This window comes from Pseudarthrobacter sp. MDT1-22, from assembly GCF_054511035.1.
Map to the genome: position 1 here is coordinate 14,133 of NZ_JBTNDK010000006.1, position 20,518 is coordinate 34,650.

The 20,518-nt window shown below is 64.4% G+C and carries 17 protein-coding genes and 4 pseudogenes; 10 read left to right on the forward strand and 11 right to left on the reverse strand.

The window, feature by feature from the left end; translation table 11 throughout:
• The first annotated feature begins 1 nt into the window (after position 1).
• Positions 2–1,093 (forward strand): Hint domain-containing protein, encoded by a 1,092-nt coding sequence (locus tag ACX80M_RS06555; RefSeq protein WP_459309284.1) that lies wholly within the window; start codon positions 2–4, stop codon positions 1,091–1,093.
• A 282-nt stretch (positions 1,094–1,375) separates the two neighbouring features.
• Here ACX80M_RS06555 and ACX80M_RS06560 read toward each other — a convergent pair whose 3' ends face one another.
• Positions 1,376–2,353, reverse strand: coding sequence for a GAF domain-containing protein (locus tag ACX80M_RS06560; RefSeq protein WP_459309285.1), 978 nt, complete (start codon positions 2,351–2,353; stop codon positions 1,376–1,378).
• A 3-nt stretch (positions 2,354–2,356) separates the two neighbouring features.
• Positions 2,357–2,770, reverse strand: a complete 414-nt coding sequence (locus ACX80M_RS06565) for a hypothetical protein (RefSeq protein WP_459309286.1) — start codon at positions 2,768–2,770, stop codon at positions 2,357–2,359.
• Positions 2,771–2,858: 88 nt separating this feature from the next.
• Between ACX80M_RS06565 and ACX80M_RS06570 the strand changes: the two genes are divergently transcribed.
• From ACX80M_RS06570 to ACX80M_RS06585, 4 genes are all read left to right on the forward strand, one after another.
• Entirely contained in the window at positions 2,859–4,649 is a 1,791-nt protein-coding gene (locus ACX80M_RS06570) for an NAD(P)-binding domain-containing protein (protein ID WP_459309287.1), read from the forward strand.
• Positions 4,650–4,679: 30 nt separating this feature from the next.
• Entirely contained in the window at positions 4,680–5,735 is a 1,056-nt protein-coding gene (locus tag ACX80M_RS06575; protein ID WP_252607733.1) for a 2,3-butanediol dehydrogenase, read from the forward strand.
• 406 nt (positions 5,736–6,141) lie between these two features.
• Positions 6,142–6,345: an antitoxin MazE family protein gene (locus ACX80M_RS06580; protein ID WP_256470652.1), complete on the forward strand. Its 204-nt coding sequence runs from the start codon at positions 6,142–6,144 to the stop codon at positions 6,343–6,345.
• The gene (locus tag ACX80M_RS06585; protein ID WP_252607735.1) at positions 6,342–6,668 is read left to right on the forward strand and encodes a type II toxin-antitoxin system PemK/MazF family toxin; all 327 of its coding nucleotides are present in this window, start codon (positions 6,342–6,344) and stop codon (positions 6,666–6,668) included. Before ACX80M_RS06580 ends, ACX80M_RS06585 begins: the two co-directional genes overlap by 4 nt.
• A 35-nt stretch (positions 6,669–6,703) precedes the next feature.
• On the opposite strand, the gene ACX80M_RS06590 is transcribed toward ACX80M_RS06585, so the two are convergent.
• Both ACX80M_RS06590 and ACX80M_RS06595 read right to left on the reverse strand, forming a co-directional pair.
• A complete protein-coding gene (locus tag ACX80M_RS06590) occupies positions 6,704–7,285 on the reverse strand; it encodes an HNH endonuclease (RefSeq protein ID WP_252607736.1) in 582 nt (193 codons plus the stop codon).
• Positions 7,286–7,406: 121 nt separating this feature from the next.
• Positions 7,407–7,589, reverse strand: a pseudogene (locus ACX80M_RS06595) (alkaline phosphatase D family protein); the annotation flags it as partial.
• Positions 7,590–7,941: 352 nt separating this feature from the next.
• On the opposite strand from ACX80M_RS06595, the gene ACX80M_RS06600 reads away from it, so the two are divergent.
• Positions 7,942–9,588, forward strand: a complete 1,647-nt coding sequence (locus ACX80M_RS06600; protein WP_459309288.1) for a S8 family peptidase — start codon at positions 7,942–7,944, stop codon at positions 9,586–9,588.
• A 137-nt stretch (positions 9,589–9,725) separates the two neighbouring features.
• Here the strand turns inward: ACX80M_RS06600 and ACX80M_RS06605 are convergent, their stop codons facing one another.
• Entirely contained in the window at positions 9,726–10,106 is a 381-nt protein-coding gene (locus ACX80M_RS06605; RefSeq protein WP_252601366.1) for a hypothetical protein, read from the reverse strand.
• On the opposite strand from ACX80M_RS06605, the pseudogene ACX80M_RS06610 reads away from it, so the two are divergent.
• A pseudogene (locus ACX80M_RS06610) lies at positions 10,078–10,745 on the forward strand (alkaline phosphatase D family protein). The gene ACX80M_RS06605 and the pseudogene ACX80M_RS06610 sit on opposite strands and share 29 nt — an antisense overlap.
• A 522-nt stretch (positions 10,746–11,267) precedes the next feature.
• Here ACX80M_RS06610 and ACX80M_RS06615 read toward each other — a convergent pair.
• The 4 genes and pseudogenes from ACX80M_RS06615 to ACX80M_RS06630 all read right to left on the reverse strand — a co-directional run bounded on the left by ACX80M_RS06615 (position 11,268) and on the right by ACX80M_RS06630 (position 16,003).
• On the reverse strand, positions 11,268–13,145 hold the full coding sequence (locus ACX80M_RS06615) for an Ig-like domain-containing protein (protein ID WP_459309289.1): 1,878 nt from the start codon (positions 13,143–13,145) through the stop codon (positions 11,268–11,270).
• Between the two features lie 90 nt (positions 13,146–13,235).
• Positions 13,236–13,376, reverse strand: a pseudogene (locus ACX80M_RS06620) (PKD domain-containing protein); the annotation flags it as partial.
• Positions 13,377–13,683: 307 nt separating this feature from the next.
• Positions 13,684–14,625, reverse strand: coding sequence for a metallophosphoesterase family protein (locus tag ACX80M_RS06625; protein ID WP_252607739.1), 942 nt, complete (start codon positions 14,623–14,625; stop codon positions 13,684–13,686).
• Between the two features lie 49 nt (positions 14,626–14,674).
• On the reverse strand, positions 14,675–16,003 hold the full coding sequence (locus ACX80M_RS06630) for a DUF4241 domain-containing protein (protein ID WP_252607740.1): 1,329 nt from the start codon (positions 16,001–16,003) through the stop codon (positions 14,675–14,677).
• 149 nt (positions 16,004–16,152) lie between these two features.
• On the opposite strand from ACX80M_RS06630, the gene ACX80M_RS06635 reads away from it, so the two are divergent.
• Positions 16,153–16,890, forward strand: coding sequence for a hypothetical protein (locus tag ACX80M_RS06635; protein WP_252601326.1), 738 nt, complete (start codon positions 16,153–16,155; stop codon positions 16,888–16,890).
• 65 nt (positions 16,891–16,955) lie between these two features.
• On the opposite strand, the pseudogene ACX80M_RS06640 reads toward ACX80M_RS06635, so the two are convergent.
• Both ACX80M_RS06640 and ACX80M_RS06645 read right to left on the reverse strand, forming a co-directional pair.
• Positions 16,956–17,704 (reverse strand): annotated as a pseudogene (locus ACX80M_RS06640) (alkaline phosphatase D family protein); the annotation flags it as partial.
• A gap of 85 nt (positions 17,705–17,789) precedes the next feature.
• On the reverse strand, positions 17,790–18,719 hold the full coding sequence (locus ACX80M_RS06645; protein WP_252607741.1) for a ribokinase: 930 nt from the start codon (positions 18,717–18,719) through the stop codon (positions 17,790–17,792).
• A gap of 102 nt (positions 18,720–18,821) precedes the next feature.
• Between ACX80M_RS06645 and ACX80M_RS06650 the strand changes: the two genes are divergently transcribed.
• Both ACX80M_RS06650 and ACX80M_RS06655 read left to right on the forward strand, forming a co-directional pair.
• Complete coding sequence (locus ACX80M_RS06650; protein ID WP_252607742.1) at positions 18,822–19,484, forward strand: GntR family transcriptional regulator; 663 nt, start codon at positions 18,822–18,824, stop codon at positions 19,482–19,484.
• A gap of 47 nt (positions 19,485–19,531) precedes the next feature.
• Entirely contained in the window at positions 19,532–20,518 is a 987-nt protein-coding gene (locus ACX80M_RS06655; RefSeq protein WP_252607743.1) for a tripartite tricarboxylate transporter substrate binding protein, read from the forward strand.

A 20,518-nucleotide genomic window follows, 5' to 3' on the forward strand; every position in this document is an offset into this window, starting at 1 on the left:
CATGTTCGCCATAGCCGACGAGGCTCTGGCCCTGGACACGCCCATCCCCACGCCAAACGGCTGGACCACCATTGGGAAGCTCCAGGCCGGGGACAAAATCTACGGCACCACCGGGGAACCCGTGACCGTAGTCGAAGCCTTTCCCATACAGACCGATCGGAATTGCTTCCGCCTTAGGTTTAGGGGCGGGACGTCGGTCGTGGCCTCCGCCGGACAGCTGTGGCAGGCCCGGCCCACGAACTGGCCGGCATCGTACAACCGCGTCTGGACAACAGGCCAGATGTACGAGCACAGCGCGAAGCGGTGGAGCATACCAACCCCCGGGCCACAGCAGGGGCTGGCCCGCGATCTTCCTGTTCATCCCTACCTGCTCGGATACTGGCTCGGTGACGGCAGTACGGGCGGCTGCAACATTACGGTCGGCGATGAGGACCTGGAAGTTTTTAGGGCCAGCATGGTTGGCATCGGGGTCGAAGTCCACTCGGTCGGAGCAAAGAAGGGCAACTGCACCCGTATGTCGTTCTCGTCCAAGGTCGGCTTCGGCGCTGACATGGGCGGAACCGACGCGCGGGCGCTGCGCAGGCTAGCCTGCTTTCGCGACAAGCACATCCCGGAAGAGTACCTGGAGGGGTCAGTCGACCAGCGGACCGCCCTGCTGCAGGGCCTACTAGACTCGGACGGCTGGGCGAGCCGGGCCGGGGTCGGCTTTTGCGGACGTGAACGGCTAGTCAACGATGTCATCAGACTCCTGCGCTCACTGGGGGAACAGCCCACCAGGACCTTCGCCCCCCACGCGCAGTCCAGGGACGGCGGAACGTGGAGAATCCACTTCATACCCCGGCACGTCACCGAATGTTTCCGCATTCCGCGCAAGCAGGAACGGGTCAATCCGGCCAAGCGAACGACCACGGCAGTTGAATCCATCGAGCGGGTCGAGTCCGTGCCAATTCGGTGCATCCGAGTGGATGCTGAAGACTCGCTCTTCCAAGCCGGCGAGGGATGCCAGCTGACTCATGACTCAAACCATCGGAGCCCAGGCCAGCACGACCCGGAGTTATATGAGGTCATCACCAACAACCTAACCAAGGTTTAGGGCCGACTGCTGTGCATTAGAAGTCCGGCAACAAGCGCGAAGGAAAGTACAACTGTCATGAGAGCCACCGTTCAAGGATAGGTGGGGGAAATTTGTAGCGTTCAGAATGAGGCTGCCGGGGCGGTGGTCGGAAAACCGCCCAGTGTATGGCCATACAGCGTGTGCTCAGCGGTGCCTTTCCTCGCGTAGCCGGCGGCGGCGGCTCCCAGTTGCTGAAGCGAACCCGTGGATCTAACCCTGGTCACCCACGATGCCGGTTCCGGACCGCTACCAATAGCACAGCTAAATTGCCGATGCCTGTTCCGCGGCCATCTGGTGTGCCCGGAAGGAAAGATACCGCGCATCCCCTCGACCCACCAGCCGTCCCAGCACCTCGACGGCCTCGAAATCCGCGGAGCCCATATCCGTGGACAGCCAACGGACAATGAGCCCGGCGTCGCCGCTGGACCGCACGGCGGATCCGAGGGCTAGGTCCAAACGGTCCCGCAGGAGCTGCACGACCAGGGCACCCGAGCGGCTGAGCAGGGGAGCCCGGTACGCCTCCAGCGCGTCCGCCACCTGCCCCTCGTGCAGCAACCGCAGTACCCGCCCCGAATCCGAACGTCCGGCCAGGCCCGCAACGAACCGGTAGGGGTTCGACTCCACGGCATCACCCAGCATCGACCGGACCCGGAACATCTCCGTCCGGATGGCCTGCGGCGTGCCCGCATCGCCATGCAGCTCGTAGGCCAGCTCCTCGGCGCTCCAGCCCTGGGCGCGTGAATCCAGCAGCGCCAGGATTTCCGCCCGGCGCAGCGTCAGTGGCGCCCGGCTGCCGTCCCGGAACACCGCGGCAGGCCTGTCCCCGAGCAGCTCCAGTGACTCAACGGCCGCCACCGGCCGGCGGACGGGCTGGCGGGACGCACGAACGGGAGAAGAGGCACTCAAGGACGTCCCGCCGTCGGGCCTTACCAAAAGCGCTTCGGCCACCCGGACCGCGCATCGCACCATGCGAAGCGTGTCCGCGCTGATGGTGTCCAGCGGTCCGGAGACGTCGAGCACGCCCAGCAGCCGGCCCGTGGCCGGGTCCGTGATGGGCGCCGCCGTGCAGGCCCACTCATGGTGGGTGCGGACCAGGTGCTCGGCGGAAAACAGCTGCACCGGCCGGCCGGTGACCAGCGCCTCGCTGATGGCGTTGGTGCCGATCCCGGCCTCGGACCAGTCCGCCCCTTCGGAGAACTCCAGCCGGTCCGCCCGCCGCAGCACCTCGGGGCTGCCCACCCGTCAGAGGATCTCGCCGCTGGCGTCGGTGAGCACCAGCAGGTGCCGGCCGGAAGTTGAATCGTCGGCGAGCAGGTCGTTCAGGGCCGGCATGACCTGCTGCAGCCGGTGCTCCCGCCGCAGCTCCAGGACGTCGGAAACGTCGTGCAGGTGCCGCGGGCTGTGCTGGTCCGGGCTGATGCCCAGGGCCATGGAGCGGCGCCACGAGTCCGCCAGGTCGTTGGGGATCTCCGGGCGCGGGACACCGGACATGACCAGTTCGTGGGCGCGGCGCAGGGCGCGCGAATACTTCGCCGGGTCCGAAAACCTCAGGCCGTAGTCCAAAACAGTGTCCTCCTCACCGGCGGCGTCCTTGCCGGCAGTGCCCGTGTAACGCGGTTGAAACCCCCACTGCGTTGCAATAGTGATGCAGCTCACGCCGGTCCCAGCATAGCGCAGGGGATTCCGGCGGGACGGGCCGCCGGGACCACCAGACACACGGACCATACGACACAAGGGAGTGGACATGACCGAAACACCCACCGCAGCCGCGCAGGCCTGGCTGACGGAACTGGATACCGCCCTGCAGCGGCGCGACGTGGACGCCGCGCTGGAGCTTTTCGAGGACGACAGCTACTGGCGCGACTTTGTGGCGTTCACCTGGAACCTGAAAACGCTGGAAGGCAAGGCGGACATCCGGCAGATGCTCGCGGCCACGCTGGACCACGTGCAGCCTTTTGATTGGGCGCTGTCGGAGGATGCCACCGGCGCCGACGGCAGCGTGGAAGCCTGGATTACGTTCGAAACCGCCGCCGCCCGATGCTACGGCCACCTCCGGCTGCGGAACGGCAAATGCTGGACGCTGCTCACCACCATGCAGGAGCTGAAGGGCTTCGAGGAGAAAAAGGGCACCCGCCGCGAGAAGAGCGTGGCGCACGAGATCATCAAGGGGCGCCGCTCCTGGCTGGAACAGAAGGAGGAACGCGAGGCGCGGCTCGGCTACGACGAGCAGCCCTACACGGTCATCATCGGCGGCGGGCAGGGCGGCATCGGCCTCGCGGCCCGGCTGCGGCGCCTGGGCGTCCCCACCCTCGTCATTGAGAAGAACGAGAAGCCGGGCGACTCCTGGCGGAACCGCTACAAGTCCCTGCACCTGCACGACCCCGTCTGGTACGACCACATGCCCTACCTGAAGTTCCCCGACGACTGGCCGGTCTTCGCCGCCAAGGACAAGATCGGCGACTGGCTGGAGCACTACACCCGGATCATGGAGCTGAACTACTGGGGCGGCACCGAGTGCCTGGGCGCCGAGTTCGACGACGGCACCCAGGAATGGGTGGTCAGCGTCCGCCGCAACGGCGAACCTGTGACCCTCCGCCCCAAGCAGCTGGTCTTCGCCCTGGGCGTCTCGGGCTACCCGAACATCCCCGCGTTCGACGGCGCGGGGTCCTTCCTGGGGGAGCAGCGCCATTCGTCGGAGCACCCGGGCGGCAGAGACTGGAGCGGGAAGAAGGCCGTGGTGATCGGCTCGAACAACTCCGCTCACGATATTTGCGCGGACCTGTGGGAGCACGGCGCCGACGTCACCATGGTGCAGCGGTCCTCCACGCACATCGCTCGCAGCGAGTCGCTGATGGACCTGGCCTTGGGGGACCTGTACTCCGAGAAGGCCTTGGCGGCCGGGGTGACTACGGAGAAAGCCGACCTGCTGTTCGCGTCACTTCCGCTGCGGATCCTGCCTGAGGCGCAGGTGCCGGTGTACCAGGAGATGGCTGCCCGGGATGCTGATTTCTACTCCCAGCTGGAGGCTGCCGGGTTCGACCTGGACTTCGGCGTGGACGGATCCGGGCTGTTCGTGAAGTACTTGCGGCGCGGCTCCGGCTACTACATCGACGTCGGCGCCTCCCAGCTGATCATCGACGGCCGGGTGCAGCTGAAGTCCGGGGAGGTCTCCAAGATCACCGGCAACGCCGTCGTCCTGAACGACGGCACGGAGCTGGAAGCTGACCTGATTGTGTACGCCACCGGCTATGGCTCCATGAACGGCTGGCTGGCGGACCTGGTCTCTCCCGAAATCGCAGACAAGGTAGGAAAATGTTGGGGGTACGGCTCGGACACCCCGAAGGACCCGGGCCCCTGGGAAGGGGAGCTGCGCAACATGTGGAAGCCCACCAACGTGCCCAACCTCTGGATCCACGGCGGCAACCTGCACCAGAGCCGGCACTACTCCTCGTACCTCGCCCTGCAGCTGAAGGCCCGGATGGAGGGACTGGAAACGCCGGTGTACGAACTGCAGCCGACGCACCACACGCGCTGATTCTTATCCGCTTCAATTGGGAGGACCATCATGAAAGCAGCACGTTTTCACGGCAGGAAGGACATCCGGATCGAGGATGTGCCGGAGCCGGAGCTCCGCGCCGGGACCGTCAAGATCGACGTCGCCTGGTGCGGCATCTGCGGAACCGACCTGCACGAGTACCTCGAAGGCCCCATCTTCGTCCCCGCGCCGGGGCATGCCCACCCGCTCTCGGGGGAGGAGGCTCCGGTGACTCTGGGGCACGAGTTCTCCGGGACTGTGTCTGAAGTCGGCGAAGGGGTGACGGGCCTCGCGAAGGGGGACAACGTCGTCGTCGAACCTTATTTTGTCTGCGACGAATGCGATTCCTGCCAGGCAGGCAATTACCACCTGTGCCGCAAGATGGGGTTCATCGGGCTCTCCGGCGGCGGGGGAGGCCTGAGCGAGAAGATTGTGGTGGACGCCCGGTGGGTGCATCCCATCGGGGACATCCCGCTGGATGAGGCGGCCCTGATCGAGCCGCTGTCCGTGGCGCACCATGCGGTGGCACGCAGCGGCGTGAAGGCGGGCGACGTGGCGCTGGTTGGCGGGTCGGGCCCGATCGGGCTGCTCACCGCGGCCGTCCTCAAGGGCATGGGCGTGACCACGATCGTCAGCGAGCTGACGCTGGCCCGCAAAGAGAAGGCGGTTTCCAGCGGCGTGGCGGACCATGTGCTGGACCCCAGCCAGGAGGACGTTCCGGCGCGCGTGCTGGAACTCACCGGCGGTACCGGCGCGGACGTCGCCTTCGAATGCGCGGGCGTGAACGCGGTACTGGACACCATGCTCGACGCCGTCCGGCCGGCGGGTGTTGTAGTCAACGTGTCCATCTGGGGCGCGCCGGCCACGGTGGACATGCAGAAGCTGGTGCTCAAGGAGATCGACCTGCGCGGGACCATCGCGTACGTCCGGGACCATGCTGCGGCCATCAAACTGGTGCAGGAGGGCAAGGTGGACCTCAAACCGTTCATCACCGGCAGGATCGCGCTGGAGGACCTGGTGGAGCAGGGCTTCGACACCCTGATCAACCACAAGGAGACGGCGGTGAAGGTGCTGGTGCACCCGTAGGGGTGGCTGAGGTTACGCGGAGGAACTGCACCGCCACAGTTCCGGAGCGCGGCACTGCGAAGCCCCCAGCTGATCTGCCAGGGGCTTCGCGAACTTCCTCTGAGTGTTACTTGGCTGCGACGAATACCTTGTCACCTCCGGGAAGGTGTTCCCCGGGATTTAATGGTCATCAGAGTAACCACAAAGTCTGCTGATGGGCTCATTACTAACCCTTATGGAATCCGGGACCGCCCCGCTGTCGTTAGGCCCGTTCTCTGCACTGTCTACCCTGAATGGGGTTACCCCATGAAGGCCTCGTGCGGATAGCGTTTCAGCGGGCCGGGCCGGTACACGCGGCGGGGACGATCGCTGTGTACGCCAAACAACTACGCGGTGCGATGCCCTCCGTTACATGTAACAATTGATTATGAGTGTTAGGGATCGAGTTGCGCGGCACAGGATTGCCATGCGTGAGCGCGGCCTTCGGCAGATTCAGATGTGGGTGCCGGACGCCCGTACAGAAGAGTTCAAGCGTGAAGCGCGGCGGCAGTCGCTGGCTGTTGCCGCCTCCGACAGGGCCGGGGACGACCAGGATTTCATCGAAGAGATTTCGGAAGACTGGCCGGAGTGAATCGAGGCGAGTTGTGGACAGTCTCAGGCGGAACATATGCACAAAAGCCCAGGCCAGCGCTGATAATTCAGGATGACCTGTTTGAGGCGTCGGAGTCGGTCACTCTTCTGCCGCTGACGTCCCAATTGACAGGCGCGCCACTACTGAGGCTGACTGTTGAGCCGGACCAGTTCACTGGTTTGGAGCGCGAAAGCCAGATCATGGTGGACAAGCTGACCACCGTTCGGCGCGCCAATCTTGGGCAGCGATTAGGGCAAATAGACGCCAAGACAATGACTGCGGTCGAACAGTCCCTTGCCGTCTTTCTGGGCCTAGGGCGCTGAGCTGAGCCTAAGCAACGGCAATAACGGCGGGGCGGTCAGCGAAGCGGCTGCCGCTCGCCGACGCTAACGGGACCGTTGGGCGTAACGTAGTCCCGCCGTCGTCGTTCTATCCGTTCCTGTTGGCCCGGGGAAGGAATCCTGGCGCCCTTTGCCCGGTTGCACCTGGCGCAGGCGGCGAGAAAGTTCTGCAGGCTGGTGGATCCGCCCTTGGACCAGGGGTAGAAATGTTCGCCGTGCTCAGCGGGCCGGGAGCAACGGCGCCGGAATCCTGCCTCCATTTCACACAGATTGGCAGCTCGTGCCATGCCTTCGCGGCGCTGCTGGCGCGTGAAACGTCTTACCGGGTCCCGGCGTCGGACGTCTCTGCTGTGGATGATGGCGGCAACGATGAACAGGACGACAAGAAATGCGCCGGGCAGGGCGACCGCGGCCAGAACGCTGTCCACCATCCCGCGCAGGACCTCGGTTGCGGCGGAGATACCAGCCCCTGACGCTGACACCACTTTCGACTTTGGCAGGAGCGCCAGGATCACCGAGATGCTCAACCACACCAGCACGGCTGAGTATGCCAACCGCAGCGCCTGCCGGCTCCAATAAATGCGTTTCAGTTCCACCATGACGCTTCCCCCCATCCTTCTTCAGCTTCAAGGAGCGTACCGCTCAAACAACGGCGAAACCCCCAGCCGAGCGGACTTGGATGGGGGTTTCGAGGGTTTCGACGGGTCTTACTTTGCGACCAGCCCCCACGGTGGAGCCTGAGCGGCGGCGGCGGGAGGCGGCGTAGCCGTCCCACCCGTCCATGGAGACGTCGTCGATCTCCGGGCCCAGGATGTCCCAGCGCTGGGTGGAGTTCTTGAAGCCGTCCAGCAGCCACTTCTCCTGCTCGGCGCCGGTGATGGTGCGGTCCTCGGCGAGGTGCTCTTAGGCAAAATGTTCGTGCCGGACCATAATGTTCGACAATCAGTCCGCTGAGGTCTAATATCTGGAGCCTCGCCGCTATCATTTGTATGGCACACGGTAGTGCAGCTTCTATTAATGCTCGGTAATCACTTATGGCTGCTCCTGCGGTAAGAGGCATCCTTCGTACGAAAGAACAGTGCAGATGTCCACACCGCCGTATTTCCTTAAAGCCGCGACATCCGTATTCCTTGCCTCAATGGTTCTATCTCTGGCCCCTGCTGTTGCTCATGCTGATTTTGCAACTGATCCGCCATCTGCCACTGTTCCTTCTCCTTCGCCCTCTGCTCCACCCGCAGGAGAGCAAAGGTACATCGTGAAATATGGCAATGATGTGAATGCAGAAGCGGAGTCCACGTCCCTGCGGCAACAGGGGATTGAAGTTAAGGCGACTCTTTCCCATGCAATGAAAGCTTCGGTAGTTGTAGCGACACCGAAGGAAATGGAGTCCCTGAAAAGATCAGAAGACGTGGCCTCAGTTGAACTTGACACTCCCGTTTCAATCTCTGGTGCCACGTCTATTTGGGGGCTTGACCGGGTAGATCAGCGATCAGGGCGAGATGGGCAGTACAGCATCGGCAATGAAGGTGCTGGCGTGAACATCTATGTTGTTGACACTGGGCTGCATGTTTCCCATACGGAATTTTCCGGGAGGATTCCTGCAGTCTGGTGGGGAGTTCATGATGGCAATGGAATCAATGACTGTAATGGTCATGGGACGCACGTCGCTGGAACCGCCGCCGGAACAACATACGGCGTTGCCAAGAAAGCCAGCATCATCCCCATCCGGGCGCTTGAGTGTGATGGAAGCGGCTGGGCGTCAACAATCATGGCAGGGATTGACTGGTCAGTTCAGCACCACGTGGCCGGTCAGCCAGCAGTACTAAACCTCAGTATTGGCGGTTTCACTAATTCTTCATTTGACGAAGCCGTTCAAAGTGCTGTTAACGACGGGATGACGGTAGTCGCATCAGCAGGCAACGCCGGCGCTGATGCCTGTGCTACTTCTCCTGCTCGAGTTCGGTCTGCCATTACCGTTGCAGCTACGGATATTAACGACGCTCAGGCGTCATGGTCCAACTACGGCTCTTGCGTTGATATTCAAGCGCCGGGAATATCCATCAGGTCTGCTTGGAGCAACGCTGCTACCGGCTACAACACTCTGGACGGTACTTCAATGGCCGCTCCACACGTTTCCGGTGCGGCTGCAATCCTGCTTTCCCGTGACCCTTCGTTATCCCCGGCACAGGTTCACCAGTCGATGACCAACAACACGGTGACGGGTGTCATCAGTGCCAATAAGGGCGCAACCCCTAACAGGTTGCTATTTATCCCCGCGCTTAATCCACCTGCTCCCTCCTGCTCCAATCTCCAGCCTGGTGATGCATGGGCGGGGGTAGGTACGCATTGCGGGTTGCAGGGATCAGCAGCTTCTACCCCGTCTACCGCTGAGGCTCCCCCCGTAACCGCTGATGAAGCTCCCGCTCCCCTTGCTACGACCAATGCCGCCCCGGCACCTGCTGCAACTGCCCCAGCTCCAGGGCCCGCACAACCCGCTCCCGCGCAACCGGCTCCCGAACCTGCTGATGCTCCCTCCCAGCAGGCTGCAGCCGCATCGCCCCTAAATAACCCTGCCGCTGCGAATGCGGCGCAGGCAGTGGCAATTGCTGAACCTGGAGTGATCTCACCTGAGCCGGTGGTGGACGAAGCCACTCAACGACCCGAAACCACATCTTCGGAAACACCGGCAACAGTGGCAGCGAACTCCAACCCTGCCCCATTACCAAGTGGCGGTGCCACCATTGCCCCTGTAGCGGATACATTCGATGACGCTGCGGCGGATACCGTGACCGCTGCAGCGAACAACTCATTCTGGGTAATCACGATCGGACTGGTCCTTGGTGGCGTGGCTGCTGCATATGCAATCAGGAGGCTGAATCACCGACGGCGGCTGACAGTATGACCTCACCTTCTGTTTGATTTGTAACGGTCAGACACGGAACGGCTGAGGTCTCGTTTCTGCAGGAAGTTATGCACCGGTTCACTTTCTGTGTGCGGGCGGTTCAGGTTCTCATGGGGTCCCCGACAGGGGGTGAAGGTTCACTGGTGGCATTCACCAGCAACCGGAGGATCCCCATGTTCGATGCCATGTCCGCCCTTGCCCCTGACCGCCGCCGCTTCCTGGCCCTGCTGGGCGGCGGGACGCTGGCCGCCGCCGTCCGGCATGGCTGCCACAGCCCCCAGCAAGGCCTGGGCCAACCCGCGTTTTGGCGAGAATCCGTTCTCTTTGGGCGTGGCTTCGGGTGAGCCGCTTCCGGACGGCGTGGTGCTCTGGACCAGCTGGCACCTGAGCCGACTGCCCTCGACGGCCGGGGCGGCATGCCGGATCTGAGCGTGCAGGTGAACTGGCAGATCGCCCGCGACCCCGGCTTCGCCGACGTCGTGCGTGCCGGTGCGGCGGCGCTGCCTGAACTGGGTCACGCCGCTGCGGATCTCACAGAAGCCAGCCGGGCCGGACCTGCAGCTGTACCGCCGGGCTGCTTTCGGTGACCTGGCCCAGATCAACATGGTGGACACCGGCCAGTACCGCAGCGACCAGGTCTGCGGCGGCGGCCGCGCCATCGGCTGTGACGAGCGGCTGGAGCCGAGCCGGACCATGCTCGGCCAGGGGCAGGAAAACTGGCTGCTGGAAGGCATGGAAAAGTCCGCAACCAGGTGTTCACCATGCAGGTGGACGCCACCCCAGGCCCGGAGGTCGGCCTCAGCATGGACAACTGGAACGGCTACACCGCCGCGCGCCAGCGGCTCTACGACGGCGTGCGGGACCGCGGGGTGGAGAACTTCGTGATCCTTACCGGCGACTCGCACCGCAGCGCCGCCTCGGACCTGAAGATCAACTTCGACGACCAGGCCTCCCAGACGATCGGTACCGAGTTCCTGGGCACCTCCGTCACCTCCGGCGGCAACGGCGCGGACTTGGATGCCACCGGCCGGCAATGGCTGGCCGAGAACCCGCACCTGAAATTCCACAACGCCCAACGCGGTTACGTCCGCTGCGAGGTCACCCCCATTATCGAGGCAGGACGGGCTGGGATCGCCCAGGTCGAAAAGAACGCCTGAGTCCCGCCGCGCGCAACGGGTGCGGTGCTCGGTGACCTCGAGTACAGAGCCGGGCGGGGGAGGTGCGTCCGGTTTCCAGGTCTTGCTGGACCTGCCTCCCGTGACGAAGGTGCCAAGGCGGTCTCCGTCCACAAGGAGCGCGCCGTCCGGTGCCAGCACCCGGAGGCCGGTGATGCGCTCACCCCTGCTGCTGATCACGAATGAGCCGTCATCCGCGGTGACCTGCAGGTCGAGGCCTGAGAGTTCGCGCGTGCTGACGGCGCAGGGTTGGAACGGCACGCGGCTGGTACGAAGGATATCCTCGGCAAGGACCCCGAAATCGACAACCAGCGAGGTGAGACTTCCATCGGCGGCAGCACCGGCGTCGTATTTCATGCTGCCGAAGGCGGCTGAGGCTTCCGAAGCTCCAGGCGAACCGGAAGTAACCCCGCCGCCGTCGCACGCAGGGTGATCTGCATGTGCGCAGGGGTGGGCAGGCTGGCCGGCCCTGCATCCGCCCCATCGAACCGCGCGATTCGAGGATCAGAAGCGCGACGCCGTCCCGGAGTCGGAGGGATTGCGTCCGAGCGGGACTCCGCTCGTGTCCGTCGCCATGCCCGATTGTCCGGTCGCTGTCCCCTGGTATGAGGGAATGCCGGCGATGACGCCCGTGGCGGGGGTTCCGCTCTTCAAGGTTCCGAGTGTGATCGTGAGGGTCTTGCCGTCCGCGCTCAGCGAGACGGAGGACGCCCCGCGCGAGCCGGTCCCCTTGAAGGTGAGGTTTCCGCCGCTACTCGTGGTGTAGCTGGCGCCCAGGTTGACGGTGCCGAAGTTGTTCTGCGTGCAGCCCGCCGAGAGGGTCAGGGCGTCGTAGGGGGCAGAGGTGTTGCGGCTGACCAGCACGCTGACGCTGTTGCTACCGTGGGTCCACGGCCCCGTGCTGCTCGTCCAGGTGCTGCAGAACGAGCTCGGGCTCATCGGCTCGTTGAACACGACCACGACCTTGTCGTTGGTGTCCGCTTTATCGGCGGTTCCGCCGTTCTGGAGCGTGACGGACACGACCCTCGGGCCGATGCGGCTCGTCGTCGTCGTCACCGTGCTGATGTTGCCGTAGACGTCCGTGGCCTGGGCCGAGAACGTGACCATGCCCGAGTTGAGTTGGCTCAGGTTCATCGTCGAGGACCAGTTTCCCGAGCCGTTCGCCGTTGCCGTGGCCGATAGGCTGTAATTCCCCGAATCGGTGGCCGTGAGCGCCACGGCTGCCCCCGGATCGGAGGTCCCCGCGAATGGCACAGCGGTCAACGTGTCGCCCGTGATCTGGGACGGCATGCTGGTGAACTGCGGTGCCGTTGCGGTCGTCTTCTTTGTTCCGGTCTGCGCTGCGGACGCGCCGGTGTTGCCCGCCGTATCGGTCGCAGTTGCGGTGTATGTGAGCTGTCCGTCGCTCAGGCTCGTCAGGTTCAGTGCTGTCGTGGACCAATACCCGGTTCCGTCCGCGGTCGCGGTTGCGGTGAGGGTGTGAACGGCATTGGCGTCCGTGATGTTGAGCGAGACGGTCGCGCCGACCTCGGCGCTGCCGCTGACCGTCACGGTCGTGGCGGTCGCGGTGGTGACTGTGGTCGGGGCCGTCAGTGTCGGCGCGGCGGGGGGCGCGGTGTCCTTGGGAACCGTTGCCGTCGTCGCCGGGCTGACGTTGCCCGCCGTATCGGTCGCGGTTGCGGTGAGGGTGTGAACGGCATTGGCGTCCGTGATGTTGAGCGAGACGGTCGCGCCGACCTCGGCGCTGCCGCTGACCGTCACGGCCGCGACGTTGGCAAGGTTGACGACGGAGGGTGCGTCCAACGTGGGCGCGGCGGGGGGCGCGGTGTCCTTGGGGACCGTTGCCGTCGTCGCGGGGCTGACGTTGCCCGCCGTATCGGTCGCGGTGGCGGTCAGGGTCACGGTGCCGTCGCTCAGGCTCGTCAGGTTCAGTGCCGTCGTGGACCAATTCCCGGTTCCGTCCGCGGTCGCGGTTGCGGTGAGGGTGTGAACGGCGTCGGGGTCCGTGAAGTTGAGCGTGACGGTCGTGCCGGGCTCGGCGCTGCCGCTGACGGTCACGGTCGCGACGTTGGCAACGTTGACGACGGAGGGTGCGTCCAACGTGGGCGCGGTGTCCTTGGGGACTGTTGCTGTCGTCGCGGGGCTGACGTTGCCTGCCGTATCGGTCGCGGTGGCGGTCAGGGTCACGGTGCCGTCGTTGAGGCTCGAGAGGTTGAGTGTCGGAAGGGACCAGGCTCCCGTCGAGTTGGCCGTGGCCGTTCCGCTCACGGCATGGCCCGCGCCGTCGGACGCTGTGACACTCACGGTGTCTGCGGGCTCGGCGGTGCCGGAGACGGGTACGGCCGCGACGTTGGCAAGGTTGACGACGGAGGGTGCGTCCAACGTGGGCGCACCGAGGGGCGGTGCCGGGCTGACCGTGATGGTCGAGGTGGTCGAACTTGAGCCGGTGTCGTTGGTGGCGGTCAGGGTTGCGGTGTAGGTTCCGGCGGCGGTGTAGGTGTGGGCTGGGTTCTGCGCGGTCGATGTACCGCCGTCGCCGAAGGCCCAGGACCACGACGTCGGCGAGTCGGTGGAGTATCGGTGAAGGCTACGTCCAGCGGCGCGGTGCCGGATGTGGGGGTGGCCGTGAAGGAGGCAACGGGCGCCCTATCACCACGGTCGTAAAAGTGCCAGTACCGGTTCCCTTCGATTTTTGTCAGGCGTCGCGGCAGGCGTCTGGTCAGTGTATGCACGGGTCAGGAGGCCAACCAGCGTGGCGAGGGGCTTCCCTGTACTCGTTTTCTCGCAGGCGCTACCCGTCTTTCAGCCCGGACTACCCGCTCTTGGTTCAGGACCCAAGACCGGATTATCTGGCGGTCCGGCGCACAGCACCGCCCACCTCCGCGGCGAGAGAGGCGAGGGTGGAGAGCAGAAGCCGTCGCTACGGTGCGGAACGCGTACCTGCGTCTGTGTCCGACCCCGACGTTGGAACGAAGTTCCAGTCGAAAGACCCGTCGTCTCGGAGTGTCATCCGAAGGAACCCGTGGGTGTCGCTGAACCGCTTCACGATGTACGACGGACTGCTAGTGAAGGAGCGGAGATCGACACCTCCCGTGGAAACCTGGAACGCTGTCATCCCGTCACTGACGCACTGGTCAGCGTTGTTCACCGGACATGACCGTTCGTAGTTGTGCTGTGACCCTGACAGGGTCAGACGGACCCGGTGCTTCCACATCACGTCGATCCATGGCTTGTGGTCAGCGGCCCGCTCATGTTGGGTCGTGTTCGATGTGAAGTACGGTTCGTGGTATGCAACTGCCAGGTGCTTACCCGCCGCCCTAGCAGCAGCGAGGTCGTTGTCCAGCCACGTCGTCAACGCCCGAGCCTGCGTGGGGTTGTACCGCCATTGCGCCGACGACAGGAACGCGAAGTGCCAGTTCCCGAAGTCCTTCGAGTACGGTTCCCCGTTCCCGATGAACCCACGCTCCTGGTTGATCGCAGCCTTCGCCGGAGACCCCGGGCATTGGCCATTCATGAACTTGTCGAGGTCTTCGTTGCGGCCGGGTTGCCAGTCGTGGTTGGGGGCGGACACCCAGTACAACTTGGCCTTCGTGCCACCCCACAGCCGCGTCCAGTAGTTCACGTAGTCCGCGCAATACGCGGTGTCGTACTGGAAGTCCCCGAGCCCTAGGAACGCGTCAATCTCGTTGTTCTGCACGAGCCGGGTGATCGCCGCACCGTTCCGACCGGAAGGGCTATCAGGCGCATAGGCCTCGACGCCGTTCATGTCACCGACAGCAGCGATCCGAACATCAGGCGGCTCCGGAGCGCTGGTGCAACCCGCGGCGGAGACCGCCAGAAGGGCTGCGGCGGTTGCGGCCACGCTCCGGAAGGATCTGAAACGAGTGAGCACTGACTTCATCCGATAACCCTCAGATGTGTCGGTACCCGAGGTACTCGGTGACCTCGAGAACGGAGCCGGGCGGGGGAGGTGCGTCCGGTTTCCACGTCCTGCTGGAGATGCCTCCCGTGACGAAGGTGCCCAGATGGTCTCCGTCCACAAGGAGCGCGCCGTCCGGTGCCAGCACCCGGAGGCCGGTGATGTCCTCACCCCTGCTGCTGACGACGAACGACCCGTCATCCGCGGTGATCTGCAGTTCGTGACCGGCGAGTTCCGGAGTGCTGACGGGGCCGGGTTGGAACGGCACGCGGCTAGTGCGGAGGATGTTCTCTGCGAGCACCCGGAAATCGACAACGAGCGAGGTGAGGCTGCCGTCGGCGGCCAAACCCCAGTAGCACGGGTAGGTCCCGTCACCGTACCCGCTCGAGACCATGACCGCATCCACTACCTCGCCGGCGAGGCCGAACATTGTGCCCGGTGTTTCCATGAGCCGTTCAACGTGCTCTTGAAACATCGCCTCGACGCGCTGGGCTTGGCACCCCACCAGCGACCCGACGTCGAGGATGGCGACGTTTCCGGCGTCGACCCCTACCCCGTGCGCGCCGTCGGTGAATTCGGCGGGGTGCCAGCTGACCGCCGGCGCCTCGGACAGCAGCAGCCGTACTGCGACCGTCATTTCCGCCGCCGTGGCGACTTCGACGGCGTACGTCCCCGGCATGATCCGCCGCGCCAAGGGGACGAAGTGCGCGTCAACCGAACCCAAGTCCAAGACCGTGAGCACCCCGGAGGCACAAGTGAGCTTGCCGAGGTGAAGGACCTCGAGCGGCGTCGGTTCGCCGAACGGTGCGACCACCCGGCCCGCCGTAAACAATCCCGGTATGTCGAGCTCCAGCTGGGCTGGTAGGTCGGGCAGGGCGGCATCGGGTGCTGCACTCTGCAAGAGTGCCTCGGCCCGCGCCGGATCGATCAACGGTGTGCCGGGCGGGTCGAGGAAGGTCGAGAGATGGGAAATCCGCCAGCCGTCATCGCCTCGCTGCAGCTGGTACTCGTAGTAGAAGGTGGTGTTCCCCGCCGTTTGGATGACCGAGCGGACCGTCGCCGTGTCCTCGTCGACCTCGACGTCGGTGATCTGCTCGGCGGACGGGTGGTGCGCGGGACTGGAAGACAACGCACCTTCCTGGCCGGTGCGGACTCCCGGGGTGCAGTGGGTCGCGACCAGGTCCGCCAACTCGGCGGCCCAGGCTTCGAACACCCCAGGGTCGAAAGCGAACATGCCCGGCGATTTGCCTGACCGCTGCCAGCTCGTGTGGAAATCGGCTGCGAAGGCCTCGATCCTGCCGCGTACCTCGTCCTGAGTCATGCGGCACATCCTACCGCCCCACGGTGCCCCCTATTCCTAAGGGGTTCAGGTTCACGACGGACTGCAATACCTTTCTCCTATGGCCATGGGCAAGCAAGGGTGCTCTGACCCCCTACAGGAATTTCTACTCAGAAGGAGTGGGATAGGTCATGAATCAACGATCCAAAATATTCTTTGCTCTCGTCGTCCTGTTGCTTGTTGTTGGCGGGGCGGCACTTTTTGTCTTCGACAACACAAAAAGGAGCAGGGCCGCGGAGTACGATCCGCAGATCAACCCGGCCGATTTCACCACCAAAATTACCAATCAATATTTCGCCCTCCCCGTCGGCAAAAAAATGACTTACGAAACGACCGAGCAAGGACGCGTCACCGAGAGGATTGAAATCGAAATCCTGCAGGAGACCAAGACCATAGAGGGCGTTGAGACGGTCATCTACCTGGACAAGGAATACAAGAACGGGCAGCTCGTAGAGGAAACCCGGGATTACCTGGCACAGCACAAGAACGGTGACGTGTGGTACTTCGGCGAGGACGTGAACAACTATTGGTACGGGATGTTGCTGGACCATTCCGGCAGCTTTGTGCACGGAAAAGATGGCGCAAAAGCCGGCATCTGGATGAAGGCCGAGCAGCGCATCGGCGATTCCTATAGGCAGGAATTTTACGTTGGTCATGCAGAGGACATGCGGGACACCGTCGCTACCGGCGAGACCGTCTCCACGAAAACCCGCACCTACACCGGCTGCATCAAGGTTTATGACTGGACGCCGCTTGAAAAGAATTCCCGGGAGCACAAATATCACTGCCCCGAGGTCGGTGCGCTGGTCCTGACCGAGGACCTGCAGACCGGAAGACGGTCAGAACTCGTGAATGTTGTCCAGCCCTAGCCTTCCAACAGCCGCACAGCGGACCGTGCAGCCGGTGTGCGCCCCGGCCGGGGGTTTCGACGGGCTTAACCACCGACCAGTCCCGGGACTCCGTCCTGGATGGCGAAGGAGGCCTTCGTGCTGACGGGGGAGCCCGGCGTCGTGACGTGGTCCAGGACCCGGAAGTCGGCCGTCATCGTGCGGGTGTTCACGTAGCCGCGGTTGTCGTTGTAGAACTTCAGGTGCGGGTTCCAGGCCATCACGGGATCCACCGTTGAGCCGGTGCCGTTGCCGGTGGAGGTGATGGACGTGCACACCAGTTCCGAGCCCACTACGGGGGAGGCCGGATCCTTGTAGTCGACCTTGAGGTCGTTGGCCCAGTTGCGGTGGACGTCGCCGGTGAGGACCACTGCGTTGCGCACGTTCGCGTCCACCCAGCCCTGGGTGATGCGGCGGCGGGAGGCGTAGCCGTCCCACCCGTCCATGGAGACGTCGTCGATCTCCGGGGCCTTGTTGCGGTCCTTTTCGGCGAAGAATACCTGCTGGCATGTTCTCGTAGTATGCCTGGAACGCGGCGGTCCCGCTCTGCCGGAACGCTCGGTGGTGTCGTTCAGCTGGTTGGCGTCCCGGTTTTCCGGGATCCCGTCTGCCCAGTTGTTGTCCACCTTGTGGTCATCCCACACCAGCAGCCACGGCGCGATCGCGTGTGCTGCCCGCAGGTCGACGTCGGACTTCTACTGCGCGTGCCGCTGCCGCACGGGTTGCCGCCGCCGATCACGTAGCTGTCCTCCTTGTACTCATAGATGTAGTCACCCAGGTGCAGGACCAGGTCCGGAGTTTCGCGTCACCGGCGGAGGCCCTTGAGCACCCCGTGTACTGAGTGGCGTCGTCAGCTGTTGCTCTCTCTCGAACACGCCGGGTCAGCGGGGGAGCGCTTCGCTTGCTGCCGGATAGGAGTCCTGCGCTCCGTGCCCCCGGACCGAGAAGGCGGCAACGCGGACTGCCTGTGCGCAGGCACTCTGCAGGTCGCTGCCCCGCGCCAGGCACGCGGCCAGGGCACCCACGAAGGCGTCACCTGCCCCGGTGGTGTCCGCCGCTTCGACCTTGGGCGCGTCAATGTGAATGCTGAGTTCGCTGGTGGCCAAAACCGCGCCGGCAGATCCCAGTGTGACCACCACTGACCTGATCCCGCTTTCGACGAGCGCTCCCGCGAGTTCCTGGCCGTAGGCTGCATCCGTCGTGGTGAGGGAGACAGCCCTGCCTCCGGCTTCGGCGAGGATCTGTGCCGCCTCGTGTTCGTTGACAACCAAAGGATCGGACCGTCCAAGCACTGACGGCGGAAGGTCCAGCACGGGGGCAAGGTTGAGGACCTGCCGGACGCCCAGCCTGCCAAGGCTCTCGGAGGCGAACTCGATGGTTTCAGCCGGGATCTCCCCCTGGATGACCGCCACCGCGCAGGCAGCGAGGGTGTCCTCTGCAGCCGCGATGTGGCCTGGGGTGAGGCGGGCATTGGCGCCGGGGACCACAATGATGTTGTTTTCCCCGCCCGGATCGACGGCAACGATGGCCAGGCCCGTAGGCCCGGGGACGACGCTCACGTGGCTGAGGTCCACGCCTTCCTGGCGGAGCAGCCGGGTGGCGATGTCCGCGTGCGGGTCGCTGCCCACGGCGCCGATCATGACAGTTTCCGCTCCCTGGCGCGCTGCAGCGAGAGCCTGGTTGCCGCCCTTGCCGCCGGGCGCAAGTTCCCCGCCGCTGCCGAGCACTGTTTCGCCAGGGCGCGGATGGCGTTCGACACCGACTGTCAGGTCGGCGTTGATGGATCCGATTACTGCGACGCGTGAGCTCATTGCTGTCCTTTTTTGGATTGAGGGTTGCCCTGTGAGCAAGATCATGTAGTCTACTGCTAACGGTAAACCGTAAACGGTAAACAGTAAACAAATGAGGATCCAATGACGCAGCCCCTCCTCGTACAGCGAGCAAACTTCCTGGGCGACCAGGTGGTGGACGTCCTTCGCAGGCAGATCATCACCCAAGAACTGCCTGCGGGTTCCCTGCTCGTCGAGTCCAAGCTAGCCGACGTGTTCCAGGTCAGCCGCGGCCCCATCCGTGAGGCCATCCGGACGCTGACGGAGGAGGGACTTGTTGAATCCCGCGGCCGCTCGGCCGCCGTCGTCGAACTGACTGCAGGCGACATCGACGAGCTGTTCACGCTGCGGGCATCGCTGGAACGCCTTGGCCTGCAAACGGCCATCGTCGAGCGGCGCGCGGAGCTGGATGCGCTCCTGAAGAACGCGATCGAGCGCATGCGCGCCGCCGTCGCCGCCGAAGATCCGGCTGAGTTCACCCTGGCCGACATGCAGTTCCACAGCTCGTTCGGAATTGCCTCGCACCACCGCAGGCTCGCCGACGTGTGGTCGAAGTACCAGCCCACCATCGAGAACCTGCTGCTCGTGGTGAACCTCGAGCACGACCGTCTCCAGACAGCCCTGCATGCCCATGAAGTCCTCGCGGACCTTATCCGCACCGGAAAGGACGAGGCCGCACTTGAGGAGCTTGCCGACCACCTGGACAGCTCCCGGCTTCGGCTCCGCAAGGTGTACGTCGGAAGCTGACTGTTTTTCCCTGCTTTATTCATTCACAAGGAAGTGAGCTCTGCCCCATGAATCACAACACCCGTACCCGATTCCGTCGGATCGTGCCCGCCGCGGCAGCTGCCGCCATCGCCGCCGTCGCCCTTGCCGGCTGCGCCAACCGCGGCGGCGAGGCCGCCCAGAGCGGTGATTTCCCCTCGAAGTCCATCACCATGGTGGTGCCCTACCAGGCCGGCGGCGCTTCCGACCTGTCCGCCCGCACCCTGGCCGCAGAGATGGAGAAGAAGCTCGGCCAGTCGATCGTGGTGGAAAACCGTGTTGGCGGGGCCGGCTCAGTGGGCCTGACGTACCTCTCGGCGCGTCCCGCCGACGGCTACACCATCGGATACCTCCCGGTCGAGACCGTCATGCTCGGCTACCAGGGCTACGACATCGACCCGGCACGCTATGACCTGCTCGGCCAGATCGTGTCCGTCCCGGCGACCATCGCCGTCCCCGCCAACAGCCCCTACAAAACCCTGCAGGACCTGATCGACGCCGCCAAGGCTAAGCCGGGAACCATCACCGTGGCCAACTCCGGTGCGGGCTCCATCTGGCAGGCAGCGACCAAAGCACTCAACAAGACCGCAGGGGTGGAGCTCAAGCCGGTTCCGTTCGACGGCGGCGCCCCGGCCGTGAACGCGGCGATCGCCGGCCAGGTCGATGCCGTCGCAGCCGGCGTCTCCGAAACCTCTGTTGCCGCTGCCGACGGCCGCCTACGTGTCCTCGCGATCCTCAACGACAAGGCATCCGCAGCCCTGCCCGGCGTGGCTACCGCCAAGGAACTTGGCACGGACGTCTCGATCGGCGGCTGGGGAGCCGTGGGCACACCCGCCGGACTCCCCGACGACGTCCGCGATGAGCTCGCGGCCGCCGTGAAGGCCGCTGCCGAGTCCGAAAGCTTCGTCTCGGTCATTAAGAAATCCGGAAACCTTCCCGTCTACGAGGCACCTGAGGCCTTCCAGGCTTTCTATGACGCCGAGGCCAAGCGCTTTTCCACCCTCTTCGCCAAGTAG